Source organism: Shewanella sp. TC10, assembly GCF_009663145.1.
Lineage (GTDB): Bacteria > Pseudomonadota > Gammaproteobacteria > Enterobacterales > Shewanellaceae > Shewanella.
The window spans coordinates 65799-83321 of the sequence record NZ_VKHR01000002.1; the positions used below are offsets into that span (position 1 = coordinate 65799).

Annotated in this window: 14 protein-coding genes and 1 riboswitch; of the genes, 4 read left to right on the top strand and 10 right to left on the bottom strand. The window is 40.5% G+C overall.

From position 1 onward, the window contains the following. Positions 1–123: 123 nt before the first annotated feature. Positions 124–1131 carry a class I SAM-dependent rRNA methyltransferase gene (locus FNZ24_RS00975; protein WP_153912558.1) on the top strand — a complete coding sequence of 336 codons (1008 nt, stop codon included), beginning with the start codon at positions 124–126 and terminating at the stop codon, positions 1129–1131. Between the two features lie 74 nt (positions 1132–1205). Here FNZ24_RS00975 and FNZ24_RS21445 read toward each other — a convergent pair whose 3' ends face one another. The 4 genes from FNZ24_RS21445 to FNZ24_RS00990 all read right to left on the bottom strand — a co-directional run bounded on the left by FNZ24_RS21445 (position 1206) and on the right by FNZ24_RS00990 (position 6533). Continuing rightward, a complete protein-coding gene (locus FNZ24_RS21445; protein ID WP_194944965.1) occupies positions 1206–1376 on the bottom strand; it encodes a hypothetical protein in 171 nt (56 codons plus the stop codon). Positions 1377–1447: 71 nt separating this feature from the next. Then, positions 1448–2515, bottom strand: a complete 1068-nt coding sequence (locus tag FNZ24_RS00980; RefSeq protein ID WP_194944966.1) for a tetratricopeptide repeat protein — start codon at positions 2513–2515, stop codon at positions 1448–1450. Between the two features lie 628 nt (positions 2516–3143). After that, positions 3144–4910: an alkaline phosphatase D family protein gene (locus FNZ24_RS00985; RefSeq protein WP_153912560.1), complete on the bottom strand. Its 1767-nt coding sequence runs from the start codon at positions 4908–4910 to the stop codon at positions 3144–3146. Between the two features lie 198 nt (positions 4911–5108). Further along, positions 5109–6533, bottom strand: coding sequence for a hypothetical protein (locus FNZ24_RS00990; RefSeq protein WP_153912561.1), 1425 nt, complete (start codon positions 6531–6533; stop codon positions 5109–5111). A 50-nt stretch (positions 6534–6583) separates the two neighbouring features. Further along, positions 6584–6675, bottom strand: a riboswitch (cyclic di-GMP riboswitch). Positions 6676–7022: 347 nt separating this feature from the next. Here FNZ24_RS00990 and FNZ24_RS00995 point away from each other — a divergent pair. Both FNZ24_RS00995 and gltS read left to right on the top strand, forming a co-directional pair. Further along, complete coding sequence (locus FNZ24_RS00995; RefSeq protein WP_153912562.1) at positions 7023–7232, top strand: TOBE domain-containing protein; 210 nt, start codon at positions 7023–7025, stop codon at positions 7230–7232. Between the two features lie 472 nt (positions 7233–7704). Next, positions 7705–8928: a sodium/glutamate symporter gene (gene gltS, locus FNZ24_RS01000; protein WP_153912563.1), complete on the top strand. Its 1224-nt coding sequence runs from the start codon at positions 7705–7707 to the stop codon at positions 8926–8928. A 60-nt stretch (positions 8929–8988) separates the two neighbouring features. Here gltS and FNZ24_RS01005 read toward each other — a convergent pair whose 3' ends face one another. The 4 genes from FNZ24_RS01005 to FNZ24_RS01020 form a co-directional block, all read right to left on the bottom strand. Next, positions 8989–10074, bottom strand: coding sequence for a hypothetical protein (locus FNZ24_RS01005; protein WP_153912564.1), 1086 nt, complete (start codon positions 10072–10074; stop codon positions 8989–8991). Continuing rightward, positions 10071–10595 carry a (2Fe-2S)-binding protein gene (locus FNZ24_RS01010; RefSeq protein ID WP_153912565.1) on the bottom strand — a complete coding sequence of 175 codons (525 nt, stop codon included), beginning with the start codon at positions 10593–10595 and terminating at the stop codon, positions 10071–10073. The genes FNZ24_RS01005 and FNZ24_RS01010 overlap by 4 nt, the downstream gene beginning before the upstream one ends. Next, on the bottom strand, positions 10595–13390 hold the full coding sequence (locus tag FNZ24_RS01015; protein ID WP_153912566.1) for a xanthine dehydrogenase family protein molybdopterin-binding subunit: 2796 nt from the start codon (positions 13388–13390) through the stop codon (positions 10595–10597). The genes FNZ24_RS01010 and FNZ24_RS01015 overlap by 1 nt, the downstream gene beginning before the upstream one ends. Positions 13391–13613: 223 nt before the next feature. Beyond that, positions 13614–13889: a YecH family protein gene (locus FNZ24_RS01020; protein ID WP_153912567.1), complete on the bottom strand. Its 276-nt coding sequence runs from the start codon at positions 13887–13889 to the stop codon at positions 13614–13616. Between the two features lie 158 nt (positions 13890–14047). On the opposite strand from FNZ24_RS01020, the gene FNZ24_RS01025 reads away from it, so the two are divergent. Then, positions 14048–14383, top strand: coding sequence for a DUF2956 domain-containing protein (locus tag FNZ24_RS01025; protein WP_153912568.1), 336 nt, complete (start codon positions 14048–14050; stop codon positions 14381–14383). A gap of 90 nt (positions 14384–14473) precedes the next feature. On the opposite strand, the gene FNZ24_RS01030 is transcribed toward FNZ24_RS01025, so the two are convergent. Both FNZ24_RS01030 and hcp read right to left on the bottom strand, forming a co-directional pair. Continuing rightward, the gene (locus FNZ24_RS01030; protein ID WP_228768327.1) at positions 14474–15763 is read right to left on the bottom strand and encodes a hybrid-cluster NAD(P)-dependent oxidoreductase; all 1290 of its coding nucleotides are present in this window, start codon (positions 15761–15763) and stop codon (positions 14474–14476) included. Positions 15764–15864: 101 nt separating this feature from the next. Next, entirely contained in the window at positions 15865–17523 is a 1659-nt protein-coding gene (gene hcp, locus FNZ24_RS01035; RefSeq protein ID WP_153912569.1) for a hydroxylamine reductase, read from the bottom strand.

The following is a 17523-nucleotide window of genomic DNA, read 5'->3' on the forward strand; positions in this document are numbered from 1 at the left end:
TATTTTGTGTTAAGCGGCACTTAACTTCCTCTGTACTCGCTTTTAATTAAGCTTTTACCCACAGCAGCAAATAAGCTTGATATAATTACCGCTTGTTTCTATTTCTTTACTGAGCAGCTACCTATGTCTTTGCAGTCTTCCCTTACCCAAGCCATTAACCAACGGGCTGAGTTTCTTACCCATGCAGAACTCAACAACACTGACTGTTTTCGACTTTTTCATGGCACTGTCGAAGGCGAGAACGGGCTCAATATTGATCGTTATGGTAACGCTTGGCTTATTCAAACATTTCATCAAACGTTAACTGAAGATCAGCTTGAAGACATCAGCTCAGTATTAACTAAGCTCAATGACTTACCGGTTATTTATAATGATCGCGCTAAGCGTAATTCTCGCATTGAGAATAACCTGCAAAGTGAGCATCATGAATTTGCTTGTTCTGAACAAGTTACCCATGAAAATGGTATTAAGTTCACATCGAAGTTGCGTCATGAAGGCCAAGACCCATTACTGTTTCTTGATATGCGTATCGGGCGTGAGTACGTTAGAGCCAATAGCCAAGATAAAAGCGTATTGAACTTGTTTTCATACACTTGTGGCATAGGTACCGCTGCTGCTATGGGTGGTGCCAACCGAGTAGTTAATGTGGATTTTTCATCTTTTGCACTGGCTGCTGGTAAGAAAAATGCTGAACTAAATGGTGTTTCTGAGGTTTGTGAGTTCATCCAAAGTGACGCTTTTCCTGCACTCAGACAACTAGCAGGCTTAAAAGTGGGTGGTCGTCGCGGACAAAAACTACCTAAATACCCTAAACTCCCTGCAACTCAGTTTGACTTAGTCTTTTTAGATCCACCTCGTTTTGCTAAAAGTCCATTTGGTACTGTCGACTTAATCAATGATTACCAAGGCTTGTTTAAACCTGCAATGTTAGCAACCAAAGACGGCGGTACTATTGTTTGCTGTAATAACGTTGCAAAAGTAGAACGTGAAGCCTGGTTGAATAGTTTGATTCGTTGTGTGGAAAAACAAGGTCGTCAGGTTTCCTCATTAGAATGGCTCCATTGCCATGAAGATTTTCCTTCTTTCGATGACAACCACCCACTTAAAATAGTGGCGTTAACCATATCCTGAACCTTACCCTAAACAAAATAAAAGCCACGCAATGTGGCTTTTTTATTGGGTGAATCCCCACACTTTAATAGTTATTATTCACTAGGTTTATCCCAAATATTCTTACCTGTTTTAAGATTATATATAAGATTAATCCCTGAAAGGGTCATGGTTAGTCCACAAAGGGCCCAAATATAATCACCATCTCGAAGGCCCAACACTAAGCTTAATATCCCTATGATAAAAACAAATAATTGACCAAACATTGTAAACATCCTTAATTAACGATCTTTAGACATTATAAGTAAAACTGCCCCCCAAATATTCGGTAAAACGATTAACGGCCTTGCTTTAACCAATTAAGCTTAGCGAGATATTTTTGTTGGCTATCATCCATTGAAGTTAGCTCAAGCGCTTGGTTTAACGCTTTTTCCGCTTTTAATGTTTTACCTTGTGCAGTCAAAGCTTTCGCTAACTCAAAATAAGCTTGATGGTAATAAGGGCTATTGTTGATGAACTTTTGAAAGTAAGTTTCTGCTGCGGAATAGTCTTTCAGTGAAAATGCTTCAATACCCATTGAATACCAACCATACGGGGTGTCATTTTCGAGGGATAATAACTGCTGGTATATCGTTTCAGCTTCATCAAGCTTCCCCTGAGATGTCAATAAGTAGCTATAGTTGCTCAGTAATGTCAAAGAGTTACTCTCAAACTGTAATCCATATTGATAATACTCATCTGCAATTTGCTGTTCGGCAACACGCCTATGCACTACTGCCATCATATTGATCAACGGCACATACTTAGGAGCCAAGGCCAGCCCTCTCTCAAGAAGTGCATAAGCATAGGTTAATTCGCCCGCCAATAAAGCATCAGCAGCAAGGTTACGATAAAACATTGCAATAAATTCATTCTCACTCACCACCCCACCAGTACGATCGTTGCTATCAGGGAAGTAGTCAATCACTGTAAATTCACTACCGTTTAAATACACGCCACCGGCATCTGTTTCATACAAAAATGTTCGAACATGATCAGAGGTTACAATAAGGTCATTAGAAATATGCGTTAATAATGGTGCCGAGTGAACGACTTGAAATACAGCCCTAACGTCTAAGTATTTTGCAACCCCATAGGTCATCATTGCCAATGCCATACAGTTACCAGAGCGTTGCTGCCAAGCCTGAGAAGTCGTGTAATTTAAGCCCTCATAATTAAAGTTAGTCATTTTATCTTCAATAAATCGGGCAACTTGATGCCTTTTCGACAAAAAGGCAATATCGTCACGGGCTATAAATTCATTAAGCTCTTGTTCTTGTTCTGGCAAAAGAGCCGACAAACTTTCAATTGAAGGCACTGTTGTTGGTGTTTCGGACTTGATGAAATAGCTCGCAGTTTCGGGCATTGGTAATAAAGCCGCTGAGGGTGTTGATGTAGTTGAGCTACAAGCACTCAATAAAGAGCAACTTAACATCCCAGCAGACAATATAAATTTTGAATTAAACTGAGGGCCTAGCAATGTACTTTTAAGTCGCAAGCTTTTAAGTAATGAGTTTTTAAGAAATGAGCTTTTAAGAAATGAGCTTTTAAGCAACTGCTTTATATATAACGAGCTAAATAGCTGTTTGTTGAAATATGGATTCAACAATTTTTTATTCGACATCCTTGGCATAACCTTCCCTTTATAACGACCACAACTTCACTCATCATTAGGTGAGCATTTAATCATTTAGATTAAGCTAACATGTTTTCTGCTTACATTTCCAGCACCAACCTCGCCACTAACATTTACCCTCAAGATAAATTCTTATTATCAACAACAATAAACATGACTCTTCTGATAGCACTTCGTATCAGTTTGAGCTGCCAAGCTCAATGAATAGAGTGTGAAGGTTTTTAGAGGTTCATTAACAAGGATTAATAGCTAAAGTTAGTAAATTAGAAGCTCAGTAAACAAAAAAGCTACCTAATAGGTAGCTTTACTATTCACTCAAACGTACTTTAAAAATGTCACCTTAAACCAAAGGTTCACTTTAATTTATGGCAGGATTTCCCGCGGCGCTGGTAACTGAGTATGAGCGAGATGAGTTTTCAGTGAAGGTCTTGCTAGCAATAGTATCCACATACATCCATTCACTTTTTACCTCATCTTGAGTAAATGTCAGTAATAGCAAGCCACGATCTTTAATATTGGTGTATCTAAGATTAGTAACAAGATCCACCAAAGCCGCTTCTGTTGCTGGAATTTGCTCGTCAGGTAAGCCTAAATAATATTCAAGACCTGGTGATGTCACTGAACTCGTTGCAAACTCAACCCCAACAGTATCCCCAGCGGCATCAGTTAAGTCACTCGCCCATGCATTATGAGTATCACCTGCGATAACAACCAAGTTATGTCCCATAGACTTAGCTGACGCGAAAATGACTTCACGTTCATAAGCATAGCCATCCCACGCATCTAAATTGTATGGAATAGCAGGTAATTGCAGTAACGCTAGCACTTCATCTGTCAGTTCAGCTTGGTTCTCTTGTAAATAGGCTAACTCTTCAGCGGTGAGTGTTGGGTCACCTGCTTGCGCTCTTGCTGCTAATTGCGCTAATCCACCTAAACGAGCAAAATCAGGAATACTCATTTGCTGCGTTGCAATCGCCGCAGGCAATAACATACTGCCCATAAGCACTTGTTGCCCTAATACTTGCCATTTTGCCGTTGATTGTAATAATGAGCTTTGCAGCCATAATAACTGTTCTTGTCCTAGCAAGGTTCGCTCTGTATTGGTGACATCAGCCATAAACTGCTGGCTATCAAATGCACCTATTGCAGGATCTGTATAAGTGGCATATTCCAGTTGTTTATCGCGGGCTAACACACGAGTATCCAGCATATGTAAATCAACTAAGTCCCCGTATGCAAAACTACGGTAGATTTCCTCATGGTTACCTTCTGTCCATGGTCTAATCGGCAACCATTCAAAGTAAGCTTGCAACGCCGCTTGCTTTCTTGTGTCGAAATCACCTTCGTCATCATTATGGTTTTCAGCGCCATCACGCCATGTATCGTTTGCGACTTCATGATCATCCCAAACAGTAATAAATGCGACGGCAGAATGCAGTTTTTGCAAACTTGAGTCAGTGCGATACTGGCCATAACGAGTACGGTAATCGGCCAATGTGAATAGCTCACCTTCGGGTAGCACTTGTCGATCATACTCTGCGGCTTTTTCACTGGCATATTCACCGCGAGCATATTCGTAAATGTAATCCCCAAGATGGATCACTGCATCTAAATCATCTTGTTGAGCAGCTAATTCATATACATTAAAATAACCGGCTGGATAATTAGCGCATGACATGACAGCAAATTTAGCCGCACTCACCGCGCCTTCAGGTAAGGTGCGCCCTTGTCCAACAACAGACACCTTATTCGATGTTTTAAAACGATAATAATAAATTGTGCCCGCTTCTAAACCAACGGCATCAACTTTAACAATAAAGTCTTTTTCTAGTGTCGTGACCATTTGTCCATCAGTCACTACTGAGTCAAAACTTTCATCTGTAGCCACTTCCCATGACACTTTCACTTCGTTATCTTGCGAATTTTCTGGTGTGGCTCTGGTCCATAAAATAATCGCATCGTGAGTAGGATCACCACTTGCTACACCATGAAGAAAGTCTGCTTTAACGCTCTTTTCATCGTCATCATCAAAAACGCAGCCCATTAATCCACATGAGACAACCACAGCTCCAACACCTTTTGAAGACATCGCTAAAAAATCACGTCTCGTCACTGACAACTTCATATCTATTCCTTTATTTTATTTGTTACTGATACGATTGCGATTAGAGCATCTAATCTAATTAGGTTATTGTGAGAGAATTTTGTGACATAGACGTGATCAAAGTGTGACGAATATAATTCGTTGTTCGATGTGTTTTATTACAGTTTTAAAAGCAAAAAAAGCTACCCGAAGGTAGCTTTTTAGAATCTAAAACTGAATTTAATCTTCAGTTGTAAGAGCAAGACTGTTGACTTCAATACCTAAACTGTAGGAAATATAACCTTCTTGAGTTTCAGGGATCTGGTCTGTTCTATCTGTGATAACCACTTTAGATAAACGACAACCTTGGTAAAACTCTGGAGCGAAGTTATATTCAAAAATATCGCTGGTTTGAACTTCATAAGGGTTTTCTGGATCTGCAGTGAAGTGTTGGTTCGCTAATAGTGTACGACCATTTTGACTTTCATCTTCACAGCCTACTAATTTAACTCCGATAACCCCTTTTTCAGCATAAGTTAAATATGTTTGGTCATTTGCAGTAAACTCATTGAATTTAAGAGTTTTACCAGCAATAGGACAAGCTGCATTGATTCCGTTCTGTCTCATGGTTAACTTAAGTTTACCCGCTTGACCTAGCGTTAAAAACTTATAGTTAGAAGTGCTGAAAATATTCGATACAGTTGAACGATCAGGGTTTGAACTGATTTTCTCGCCTTGAACCCACTCGATATTTGCAGCAGTCAAATCACAGCCAATTGATTGAGGGTCGACATCACCCACTAAACAACGCTTCAATGCACGTGTGTTTGCAGCATAGTAAGCCGAACATTCTAGCTCACGATCATTATCAGCAGTTTTAAAAGCTTGAACACCACGAATCAAAATACCGTAGCTATCCGGAAAACCACTGTCGCGTAAGATCAGCGGCGTATAAAAACGATCCGCAGTAAACGTAATCCAAGCTTTTTTAAAGCCTTCATCTAACGATTCACCTTCAACAGGGTCAATCGACAAGTTATGTTTCTCAGAACCAATTCGTACGATCAGATCACGAAATGCTTGTGCTTCACTACGAGCACCTAATCTTTCATAGTCATAATCGCGCTTTTGGTATTTTACAGAAATAGCGTATTCGGCACCTGGTACTGTTGGAATATACGTACGCATTCTCACCGTACCAAGCTTTTGCTCACCCGCACATTCATCAGTATCAAGTTCGGCAGCAAAACCTTCACCATCAATACCATAAGTTGTGGCGTACCCGATTTCCATTTGTGCATCACAAGCCATGTTACGAATGTCTTTAATAGCTGCACGACGCTCGTCGCCTTCTAGCGTTTTAACATGTGCCCATTCAGTTGGGAACATTTTCTTTAATGTCTTACGCGTCCATTGCACATCAAAGTACATTTTACCGTCTTCAGTATATAACGCTTTTAATTCACGTTTTAATGAATTTGGGTTTTCTTCTTGTAGCTCAGAGAAATCTAAATCATCAATGATTCCCCACGTACCATGGTTAAATTGTTCTTCATAACCATAAAAATATTGACCAGCAACAAGCTCTATATCATCAGCTTGAGCTGCTGATATTGCAGAGCAAGAAAGTGCTAGCAACATCGCTAGTTTAGGTGCAAATTTCATATAAAATCCTAGTGTTATAAGTTGTACAAAATATCTGACATCTTTTAACACTCAGTAATGCAGCCCACAGGTAGGCTCATGATAAGAGCTCTGTGCTGTCACTTTGCGTCCTCATTTTGCAATGAGTTTGCCGTTAGAGTATCCATTTTTATAGCACACGAATTTTAACACTAGCCATAACCCTATAACAAGTCAATTTTTTGACTATAACTAATTACGTAATACATTGAAATAAAATATAAAATATTAATAACACCAATAAACCGACACTTAAGGCTATTTAAATTTACTACTTATGAATGAGTATAAATAAGCAATATAAACTATCCTTTTGTTACTCAAACTGAGATATGACGCTCAATTTTTTTAAGTGAGCACCAATTGAATATCAATTTAGACTAATTGATATTGCAAATTACTGTTTAATATATAAATTACCCTTCTACATTAACCTAATGTATTCATTAATAAACTGGAAATAAAATAATTATGAAAATCAGCGCACGCAATTCACTTGTTGGGAAAATTCTTTCTATTGAAGAAGGTTCAGTTAATAACGAAGTCGTTATTGAACTGGCTGCAGGTGTAGAAATCACTTCAGTTGTAACTAAAAAATCTTGTGAGCAACTAGGTTTAGTGGTTGGTGGTAATGCATACGCCATCATTAAAGCAAGCAATGTAATGGTTGCTGTAGACTAACCTGTTAAATCGTTATTCTGATACAAGCTATTTCAATAGTTTGCTGAATGATATGGTTATCTGAATAAAGCGGAATTCGGATTAAGTTCTGATTCCGCTTTTTAGTACCCGAATCAATAAATCTCTCGGGCTTACATTTCTGAATTCAATTTGAACGTCTCAAGCAAATTGGAAGAGAATATACCTGCAAGAATTCACATCCAACCTAACCCTCAAGAAATTAACAACCCAGCCCCATCCCCTCTACACTGACAACTATTACACTAACATTCCTCTCAATCACTTTAATGCCATGTTAATTTGAGCTGATTTCAGCTTGTTAATCCTTCATTTGGTTTTAATCTCATTATATTTAGCTCCTTCATAATCTATAATCAGCATAACTAATTAATTTGAGTCATATATAAAAGGCATACCATGTGGTGATGCGTTACAGCAGTATGTAATTTTTGCTGCTATAAAGAGGAGTTTCATGAATACAGTCTATTCAATTGGAGAACTTGAATCGTTTCTTATTGCGATTTTAGTTTTATTCATCGGCCATAGCGTTAACCGTCACGTTGCCGTTCTCAGAAAGTACAATATTCCAGAACCTATTGTAGGTGGCTTGATTGTCGCAGGAATCATCACGATTCTGCATTTTAATAAGGTCAGCCTGCAATTTAGCTTATCGATGCAAAACACCTTGATGCTGATGTTTTTCAGTTCAGTAGGACTAGCGGCGAGTTATAAGCTACTGCTCAAAGGCGGCAGTAAAGTCTTTTTATTTTTAGGAATTGCTTCCCTCTACATCATTATTCAAAACGGTGTCGGTGTCGGCATGGCCTCAGCGCTCGGGTTAGAACCAATCATGGGACTGATTGCAGGCTCTATCACCCTCTCTGGTGGGCATGGTACAGGCGCAGCATGGGCACAAACATTCCAAGACTCTTATGGCATTAATACGCTTGAGTTTGCCATGGCTGCTGCCACATTTGGTCTTGTTATGGGTGGTATAATTGGCGGACCAGTCGCGCAGCGCTTAATTAATAAGAACAACTTAGTGTCATCTTATGGTGTCGGTGGTAATCATCACCAAGACCACCCTGACTTGGTCACCTATGACCAATTAGAAGAAGACAGAGTCACTGCAAAGCGTATTTTAGAAACCTTGTTTGCATTATTGCTTTGTGTTGCTGGTGCTAAGTGGTTTGGCGGCTTTGTGCAAGAGTCAGGATTAACTTGGCTTAAAATGCCAGACTTTGTGTATGCATTATTCTTAGGTGTTGTTATCACTAACATCACTGAGTTAACCCGTGGATTTAAAATCAATAAAGAAAGTGTTGATATATTAGGTACGGTGTCATTAGCCTTATTTCTATCTATGGCATTGATGAATCTAAAATTATGGGAAATTTTTGACCTTGCTATCCCATTACTAATCATCTTGCTTACTCAGGGGATTATCCTGGCGTTTTTTGCTTATTTCGTTACCTTTAGGTTGATGGGTAGCAATTACGATGCAGCCGTGATGGCAGGCGGCCATTGTGGTTTTGGTATGGGTGCAACCCCAACCGCCGTAATGAATATGGGGGCATTAGTATCAAGAACAGGCCCTTCTCCACAAGCCTTTATGGTCGTGCCAATTGTAGGCGCGTTCTTTATTGATATTGTTAATGCCATAATCTTGCAAGGCTATTTAAGCGTAATTGGCTAAACCTTCGTCTGTGATAAAAAACGCCACTCGATAGTGGCGTTTTTTATGGCATCAATTAATTCAACTACCTGTTATTGGAGTTAATTGACACTGAAGTTGCTGAGGATTATCGCAGCATGACAACAAAGCTGATACTGAAGGACTGTATACCTGTTGCCAAAACGCTTGGCTATGGAAATTATTAATCGGCATCCAAGTACTCAAAGGATACTGGTTAGCTAATTGATCCCCTCCCTTAACAGGTAATGCCATTCCTGAGGCGACTTGAATATTTCCAGGGAATGTTTGCCCCGTTTCAAGATCGACATTTACACAACTCCCTAAATTACCAATCCGATGACAAGTGGTACAGGTATTTCCTTCAGTTTCAATACTTGAAGACGTTGGCCACAGAGCAAAATCACCAATCGCATTATTATATGGTCCGAATGGATCAACCGGCACATGTTGCCAAACCTGCCCTATATACGGACTATACATAAACGGATCTGCATCATGACAAGCACCACAATTCTTGCTCACTGTATCAAGCGGCTTCCACCAAAAAGTCATTGCATCAACATGTCCTGGAGGAGGACTGACTTCATTAGGTGGTGGTACCCTTGAAGCATCAAATCCGGCACTCGTGCCAGAAGGGGATTCAGCATGAAACCAACAAGTATCACCTGTAGTGGTGCTATGCAAAATGACGTCAACTTCGTCATATAACGGACTATCATCGGGTCGAAGGTATTTTCGGCGACAAAAAGCAGATATTTGAGTGGTCTTATTTGATAAATCTAACACCTTAGAATAAGGAGTACACTGGCCAAAAGTACCTTTACCATAAGGCAATAATGCAGGACGGTCGCAAACCATATTTTGCGTATACTCTTGATACTGCGGTATTTTCCCATTAACTGTAATTGGCACATCAACCCCGTCATTACAGTCAAATGCTGGCACCTCTGCAACCAAGTTTGCGCACTGTTGGCCATACTCAATAATCGATTGGTTTGGCTCTACAATAACCACTTCATCAATCACTGTACTCTGCTTCTGCTGAGATGATGTACCCAAGCTATCACAGCCAATCAAGGCTAAAACACATATTGAGTGGCAAATATAAAATAACCAAACTGGTAAAAATCGTTTATATCCCTTCATGACAAGTGCTCCCTCGTTAAAGGCAGCGCTAACTCTCTGATTGCTTGATAATATCTAACATAGCCACTACAGCGACAAATATTGCGGCCAACCCCCTGCTCTATGGCATCATCCAGTTCATTCTCTGAAATGGGAGAAAGCTGTAACTTCTGCAATAACACCCAGGTGGCCATCAAAAATCCAGGAGTACAATAGCCACATTGAAAAGAGAAGTGCCTTAAAAAAGCTTGCTGAAGAGGTAACAACTCATCTCCTTGTTGTAATCCTTCTACAGTAAAAATTTCTAAGCCTGTCAAACTATCAACCGGAGTTGAACAAGATAAAGTCGTTTGCATTGCTGCGTTAGGGCCATTTCTAGTGGCAACTGTACATGCTCTACACTCTCCTATACCACAACAAAATTTGGTACCTGTTAACCCTAGTCGTTCATGTAGATAATCAACTAAAGCCATATCACCATCAGTAGAAGGCGCTTCAGTTTCCTCACCATTTAATACAAAAGAAATCCGTAAATTATCCATTAGATTGCCGTCCTTATTGCCGCTGGCGTTACAGGTAACTGTGTAAAACGATGTTGAGTTGCCATCGCTAATGCGTTGAGAATAGCTGGAGGAATTGGACACATTACCGCCTCTGCAATTCCCCGCGCTGTCGCTTCATTATCGGCAGGAGGCATAACCAGCAACTGTTGATTTAAAGGTACATTGCCCATTTTCATTAGTTTATATTTATCTAAATTCCAATTACCAGCACCTGGTCCTTCAGGGCTTAAAGGGCAGTCTTCAGACAGTACATAACCCATTGCCATTGCAACACCACCTTGAGATTGGCCACTCACCAATTGCGGGCAATGTTGCACACCAGCACTTAACGCTGTAATACAATCTTCAACAACAACATAACCAGTGCTAGGATCGACAGATACCGCAATTAATGCCCCACTAGGTGCGTAAGTGCTACGCCCATAACGTGAATTAACCTTTGGTAGTGTCGTCATATTAGTTCGAGTGACAGTCTGTAAAGCATTAGGCGAGGTGCCAAGGGCAATATAGTCCAAAGGCAGAGTGATTGGGTTTTGGCTTGATGAAGAAAAGCTAAAGTCAGCATTGACGAACTCGCCAACAAAGCTGGCATGAACGGCAGCACTATTGGGTAGTTGTTGACTAAAAATCACTTCAACAATCTGGTTCCATTCAATAGCGGGAAACCCTTCAAGGCTGATACTTCCTTGGGAGAAAGCTAACAGTTTATAGTCCACTTGTGTTTGCCAAAGCTGCTGTAAGGCAGGGATAACAGAGCTTAGCAGTAGACTTAGCCCCGCATATGATACGGCATGATATTGGTAAAAAGCCCCAAGACAAGCACTTGATGAACCCGATAACTGTGCCACTTGTTTCGCAGGTTCATCTTGAACATCTGATGGTTCGCAAGAAGGGTAAGCATCTATCTTAGTTAAGCCAAGATTATTAAAAAATCCAGCATCACCCATCATAATGTTACTGGCATTTTTCCCTAACCAAACTGACGGTGCTAAGCCAAGCGCCGTGGCTGCGCCATTGCCCATATCAATATAGGGAGTGCGAACAGTAATGCTGCCATCAGGGTTAATCATTACAGCGCCAAACATACCATCACCACCGGTACCATACGCTTCGTTTGCTAACGCTAACCCCACACCATATTTAAGTCCTTGAGTGGCAAACTGTTGCTTTGTTGCCTCACGGTTAGTCCACAATGGTTGAGCTTCTAGTGCATCAAGAATTTGGGGTAATTGCAAATCTTGCTGAATAGGTGCACCTGTTACCGTTGTGCTCTGATTATCGAGTAAGTTTAAACGACGGATAGTGAAAGGGTCTCGACCTGTATCTTCTGCCGCCTGATCCAATAAGGTTTCTAGAGCAATAAAGGCTTGTGGTCCACCAAATCCACGTTGCGACCCACCAATTAAATCAGGTGTATCTTGAGCTTCACCATAAGCGATGATTTGCGGGATATTATATGCATTACAGACACTTAGCGCTGCAAGTTCAGCGACATAAGGGCTTAAGTTTTTTCTTCCTCCCCCATTTAATGTAAAACTGGCAGTAACAGCCTGAATAAGACCATTGTCATCAATACATAAGTTTTCTGTAAATTCAGTATGATGACGTTTTAATCCTACTTGAAATTGCTCAAATCTGTCTTGTGCCCAGCGCAGTGGATATCCATTAGCATAGGGTGCTGCCATGGCTAAATACATGGTAAAGTAAGAGCTATCACGCCCACCAAATCCTCCTCCTGGATAGCAAGCAATCAAATCTACTTCACTGACATTATAAGTACATTTAGCATTACGGAAAATTTCTGCTGCTCCAGATATATCTCCTGTGGGTGATTGAGTACCGAGTAATAAGTGCAGACGAGACGATTGCTTATCATACCAAGCTAAGCCAGCCTCAGGCTCCATGAACATAGGATCCATAACTTGAGTGACATAATTCGCTGAATATTGCTGCCAGACTCCAGAAGCAGTGTTTACCTCAATGGCAGAATTAATGTTGCTCTTTACTAAAGGACTGTGACTTTTATAGTAAGCAGGCTCATCATGTACCACATTGAAGGGATTATTATTCAATGAGCCTTTTACATATTCGTAAGAGTTACCATAAATACTCGGCTTAAGTGGAGTAACCGTATCACCATAAATAACAGTATCTTGGTTAAATTGCAGGATTTTTTTAGCACGGCGATAAACATCAAAATTTGCAAAAATGAGCAAAGCTACAGGCTGGCCGTAATAATCAGCAACATGCCTGCTCTTACTCTTACTCTTACTCTTACTCTTACTCTTACTCTTACTCTTAATCTTGTCCCTATTCTTGGCACACACAAAAAATGGCTTTTTCATATCACAGCTAATATCCACTTTATCTTCAACCAGTTTTTGCGCATCAATAATGGTAATGGGTTGTAATTCGGCTGGGAGCATTGAAAGTTGATAATCCATTACAATCGTATTAATCCGATTGGTTCTTAGGGCATACATTACCCTTTCTTCAGCTTGATATGGCCAGCCATATTCCGCTAAATCGCGAGCACGAAAATCACGGGCATATATTTTTTGCCCCATGACTTTTGGCTTACCATCGATACGCCACTGGGCAACACCGGGCTCAGGTGCCCATGCCGGCTCAGGGGCAGTATCGGTTAAAGGTGGGGATTCTGCAGCAAGCAAAGAAATGGGTAGGCTAGAGATACTAAAACTAATGGCTGCACCACCAGCAATTGTTTTGATAAAACTTCGGCGACTAATAGGGTACTGATTAACTGTATTCATCCATGATTTCCTGCATCCTGTGTTGCTTACAATTTAAGCAGGCAATAGGTAGTTCATCAATGTCTTAAGTAAATAAAAATCCTTTAGTACTATGACAATATGAATATGTCTTCTTAAGGCAACGCATTTGTCACGATAAAAAATCCATTTGCATTATTTTCTCCCATAAAAAAACCAGTCAGAGACTGGCTTTTATGAATAATCAAAACTGAATTTTTCTGATTTAATCGTGCGCGTGAGCTTCTTCACCATGCTCTTTACCCGCACAATGACCACATTGATTAATTTCAAAACCAGCTTCTGTTTCAGTTAAACGCCCATTGCTGATGAATAAGTCAACTAGCTGTGCTCCAGTCATATCGCTAGCACGGCAGGTATGAAACTGAGCATTTTCGCCAAACTCTTGCGCCATAAGAGCAAGCCATTGTTGATGTGGCTGTGGCGTATTCTGCGCTTTCATCAACTTAATAACATTACGACCATGAATTGAGTCAGACATTTAACGATTCCTTATATTGAAAAAACCATTTTACGACAAAGCGCACATCCACTCATTGCGATAGCTCATGGTTTAACAATAATTAATCTACAATTTAAGTTCCCACTCAAGATTCGGTATAGTGTCTTTAAGATTTCAACAGCGTATTTGTAGGCATAATGGCGAAGCAGATTTCTCAAGAAACCCAAAACGAAGCAATGAAACTGGCGAAAGCCACTCAAAAACCATCGCAAACCAAAGAGCAAACTAAGCTAATTGCTCAAGGTATTGAAAAAGGCATTGCGGAGTATAAAAAGCAGCAAAAGGCAAAAGCCCGCAGCAGAGATAAACAACGTAAGCAAGACTTAAAAGCTAAATCACGCCAAGAAACGAGTGAAATAGAATTTATCGCTGAAGCACCAACCTCTTCGCCTAAGTTCCCTTGGATATTACTGGTAGCCAGCTGGGTTGGATTTTTAATCTACGCCTTGTTAAATGGCAACTTAAACTTGTAAACTCACTCTCAAAAAATAAAAAGTGACTCCCATTAAAACAAAAGTCAGCATTTGCTGACTTTTTTGTTTTAATTACTAGTTAATCATAAGCTACATTGTTAACGTCACATCTGAAGTGATTTTAGTTGAGCAAGCCAATACATAACCTGCAGCTATTTCATCTTCAGTCAGTGTCATTGTACTACTTGACTCCGTCGTCCCTGATGTGACTTGGCATTTACATGCGCCACACACACCGCTTCGACAAGCTGCAATAATTGGCAATCCTTCAGACTCTATGCCATCCAATAACGTTTGCTCAGTAGATAGTGAAATGGATTTATCTGCTATTTTCAGCATGAATTGACGACGGTCATCACTACTTGAATCACTAACAAGCTTGTCTGACTTTATCGCCCCGGTGAAGCTCTCTTGATGGAAGTTTTCCATTTCAAATCCACTAGCTTCAATCAATGACTTAACCGCAACCATATAAGGTTCAGGGCCACAAACAAACACAGTACGCTCCATAAAATCAGGAACAAGTTTATCGATATCTAAACGCCCTAAAATACGACTATCATTCGCCGTATGGTTAACACCTTCAACAAGCTCAGGAGCAACTTCAAGTAAGTAATGTAAATTGAATTTAGCACTACGATGCGCCATAGAGCTCAAACCATCTGCAAAAATAATATCGTCCTGACTACGTGCACTGTGTACAAAAGCAATATCGCTACCGACTCTGGCATCTAACAACCAGCGAGACATAGAGTACATTGGGGTAATGCCACTGCCAGCACTTAAAAATAAATACTTTTCCGCCGGAATATCTACAAGATTAAACGTCCCATCTGGCCCCATAATAGTGACCACATCTCCCTCGTTGACATTATCTGCCACAAAGTTTGATACCTTGCCACCCGCAATCCGCTTGACCGTCACTACGATTGAGTAAGGACGAGAAGGTGAAGAAGACATGGTGTAACTGCGATAAACCATCTCACCATCAATCTCGAGCTTAAAGGTAATAAATTGACCGGGTTTATAGTTAAATTTAACCGGTGTTAGTCCTTGAAAACGAAAACTGACCACATCATGAGTTTCATTCCACTTCTCAACACAGCGAAGCTTAATATCACCACGCTGCCAATCATCTGCACTTAACAGTGAAGCATCATCATTCAATGTTGTAGCCTTTACTTGAGTAGTTTTAGCTTGAGTAACGTTAACTTCAGCTTCAACTTTGACTTTAGCTTCTGCAGCCTGCTTAGCAGTGCTTGCCAACGCACTCGACATTGAGAAACCAGCAGTAGGCTGCTTCTGTGCTGCTTTGTCGTCATCTTTAGTTGACTGCACTGCTGACAACGCAGCTGAAAATGAAAATCCTGATGAGCTCATAGGGCACCTGTTACTGGGAAATGATGGAAGTAGAAACGGTAAAATAACAGTCATAAAAATGGTGATATAAGCCTATTACTTATATCACCATTAGCAGCGTATTAAGCCGCTTTGATCATCGCTTTAAGATCAGATTCAACATCTGTGGTGTTACGTAAACCGAATTGGTCTTCTAACACTTTAGCGAGATTTTCAGTTAAGAACGCAGGCGGTGTAGGACCTGTACGGATATTTTTCACACCAAGTGAAAGTAACGTCAGTAGTACCACAATCGCTTTTTGCTCAAACCAAGATAAAACAAGGCTTAACGGTAGCTCATTGATGTCACACTCAAAGATATCTTTCAGTGCTAACGCTAATTGAATCGCAGAATATGCATCATTACATTGGCCCACATCTAACAAACGAGGAATACCATTGATATCGCCAAACTCAAGTTTGTTGAATTTGTATTTGCCGCAACCTAAGGTCAAGATAATAGTGTCATCAGGCACTGATTTAGCTAAGTCAGTAAAGTAGCTACGTTCAGATTTATCACCGTCACAACCACCAATTAAGAAGAAGTGCTTAATTGAACCATTCTTCACATTTTCAACCACTGTTGGTGCGGCTTCCATTAAGGCATTACGGGCAAAACCAATGGTGATCTTGTGCGGAATTTCGTCGTAAGTGAAACCTTCGAGCTCAAGCGCTTTTTCAATCACTTCACTGAAGTCTTCGCCTTCAACGTGAGTGACACCAGGCCAACCGACGATACTGCGTGTGAAAATACGATCTGAATATTCACCCACATTTGGGTCGATAATACAGTTAGATGTCATCACAACTGCGCCAGGGAAAGTGCCGAATTCACGTTGCTGATTCTGCCATGCACTACCGTAGTTACCCACAAGGTGCGGGTACTTTTTAAATTCTGGATAAGCTAATGCAGGTAGCATTTCGCCATGGGTAAATACGTTAATGCCCTTACCTTCAGTCTGTTGCAAGATAAGCTCAAGATCTTTCATGTCATGACCAGACACTAAAATCGCTTTACCTTTAACTGACTTGGTGTTCACTTCAGTCGGCTCAGGATGACCAAATGCACTGGTTTCACCAGCATCAAGCATCGCCATTACGCGGTAGTTAAGTTGACCAATTTCCATTGCGGTGCCAAATAATTTATCACCATCAACTGAATCTTCACCCAGGAAAGACATGATTTGATGGAACTCACCAGCAACATCAGCATCCGTTTGATCTAACACTCGCGCATGCTCCATATAAGCTGCTACGCCTTTAAGACCATATAAACAAAGTAAACGAAGACCAAGAATGTCTTCATGCACATCACCACGATTTGGTAATGCCATTGGCGCTTGATCTAACATTTCAGGTTTTGATGCAGCAAGGTTCAGTTCGCCTTGGGCAATAACGGCTTCAGGCTCTACGCCTTTGTCTGCACACGCTTGCTCGTAAGCCGCTTTTAATTCGTTACGGTAATCTTGTGCCTGATAGGCATAATCCATTAAACGTTCATCATCGAAGTTCACGTTAGTTAACGTGGCGAAGAAAGCTTTTGGCACAAAAGTATCAATTTCAGCATTAATAATATCGAACTCACGCGCTTTAACTGCATATGCAGATACGCCTTGCAGCATATAAATAAGTAGATCTTGTAGGTCTGAAGTCGATGCTAGCTTGCCACACATGCCTTGTGAATAACTACAACCGTTTCCTGCTGGGGTTCTTACTGTTTGCTCACATTGAATACAAAACAT

Excerpts from the sequence above, each read along its gene's own strand:
- FNZ24_RS01005 (WP_153912564.1), bottom strand. The coding sequence starts at position 10,074 with ATGAAGGGATATAAACGATTTTTACCAGTTTGGTTATTTTATATTTGC.
- FNZ24_RS01020 (WP_153912567.1), bottom strand. The coding sequence starts at position 13,889 with ATGTCTGACTCAATTCATGGTCGTAATGTTATTAAGTTGATGAAAGCG.
- FNZ24_RS21445 (WP_194944965.1), bottom strand. The coding sequence starts at position 1,376 with ATGTTTGGTCAATTATTTGTTTTTATCATAGGGATATTAAGCTTAGTG.
- FNZ24_RS00975 (WP_153912558.1), top strand. The coding sequence starts at position 124 with ATGTCTTTGCAGTCTTCCCTTACCCAAGCCATTAACCAACGGGCTGAG.
- FNZ24_RS00990 (WP_153912561.1), bottom strand. The coding sequence starts at position 6,533 with ATGAAATTTGCACCTAAACTAGCGATGTTGCTAGCACTTTCTTGCTCT.
- FNZ24_RS01015 (WP_153912566.1), bottom strand. The coding sequence starts at position 13,390 with ATGAATACAGTTAATCAGTACCCTATTAGTCGCCGAAGTTTTATCAAA.
- hcp (WP_153912569.1), bottom strand. The coding sequence starts at position 17,523 with ATGTTTTGTATTCAATGTGAGCAAACAGTAAGAACCCCAGCAGGAAAC.
- gltS (WP_153912563.1), top strand. The coding sequence starts at position 7,705 with ATGAATACAGTCTATTCAATTGGAGAACTTGAATCGTTTCTTATTGCG.
- FNZ24_RS01010 (WP_153912565.1), bottom strand. The coding sequence starts at position 10,595 with ATGGATAATTTACGGATTTCTTTTGTATTAAATGGTGAGGAAACTGAA.
- FNZ24_RS01025 (WP_153912568.1), top strand. The coding sequence starts at position 14,048 with ATGGCGAAGCAGATTTCTCAAGAAACCCAAAACGAAGCAATGAAACTG.
- FNZ24_RS00995 (WP_153912562.1), top strand. The coding sequence starts at position 7,023 with ATGAAAATCAGCGCACGCAATTCACTTGTTGGGAAAATTCTTTCTATT.
- FNZ24_RS01030 (WP_228768327.1), bottom strand. The coding sequence starts at position 15,763 with ATGAGCTCATCAGGATTTTCATTTTCAGCTGCGTTGTCAGCAGTGCAG.
- FNZ24_RS00985 (WP_153912560.1), bottom strand. The coding sequence starts at position 4,910 with ATGAAGTTGTCAGTGACGAGACGTGATTTTTTAGCGATGTCTTCAAAA.
- FNZ24_RS00980 (WP_194944966.1), bottom strand. The coding sequence starts at position 2,515 with ATGCCCGAAACTGCGAGCTATTTCATCAAGTCCGAAACACCAACAACA.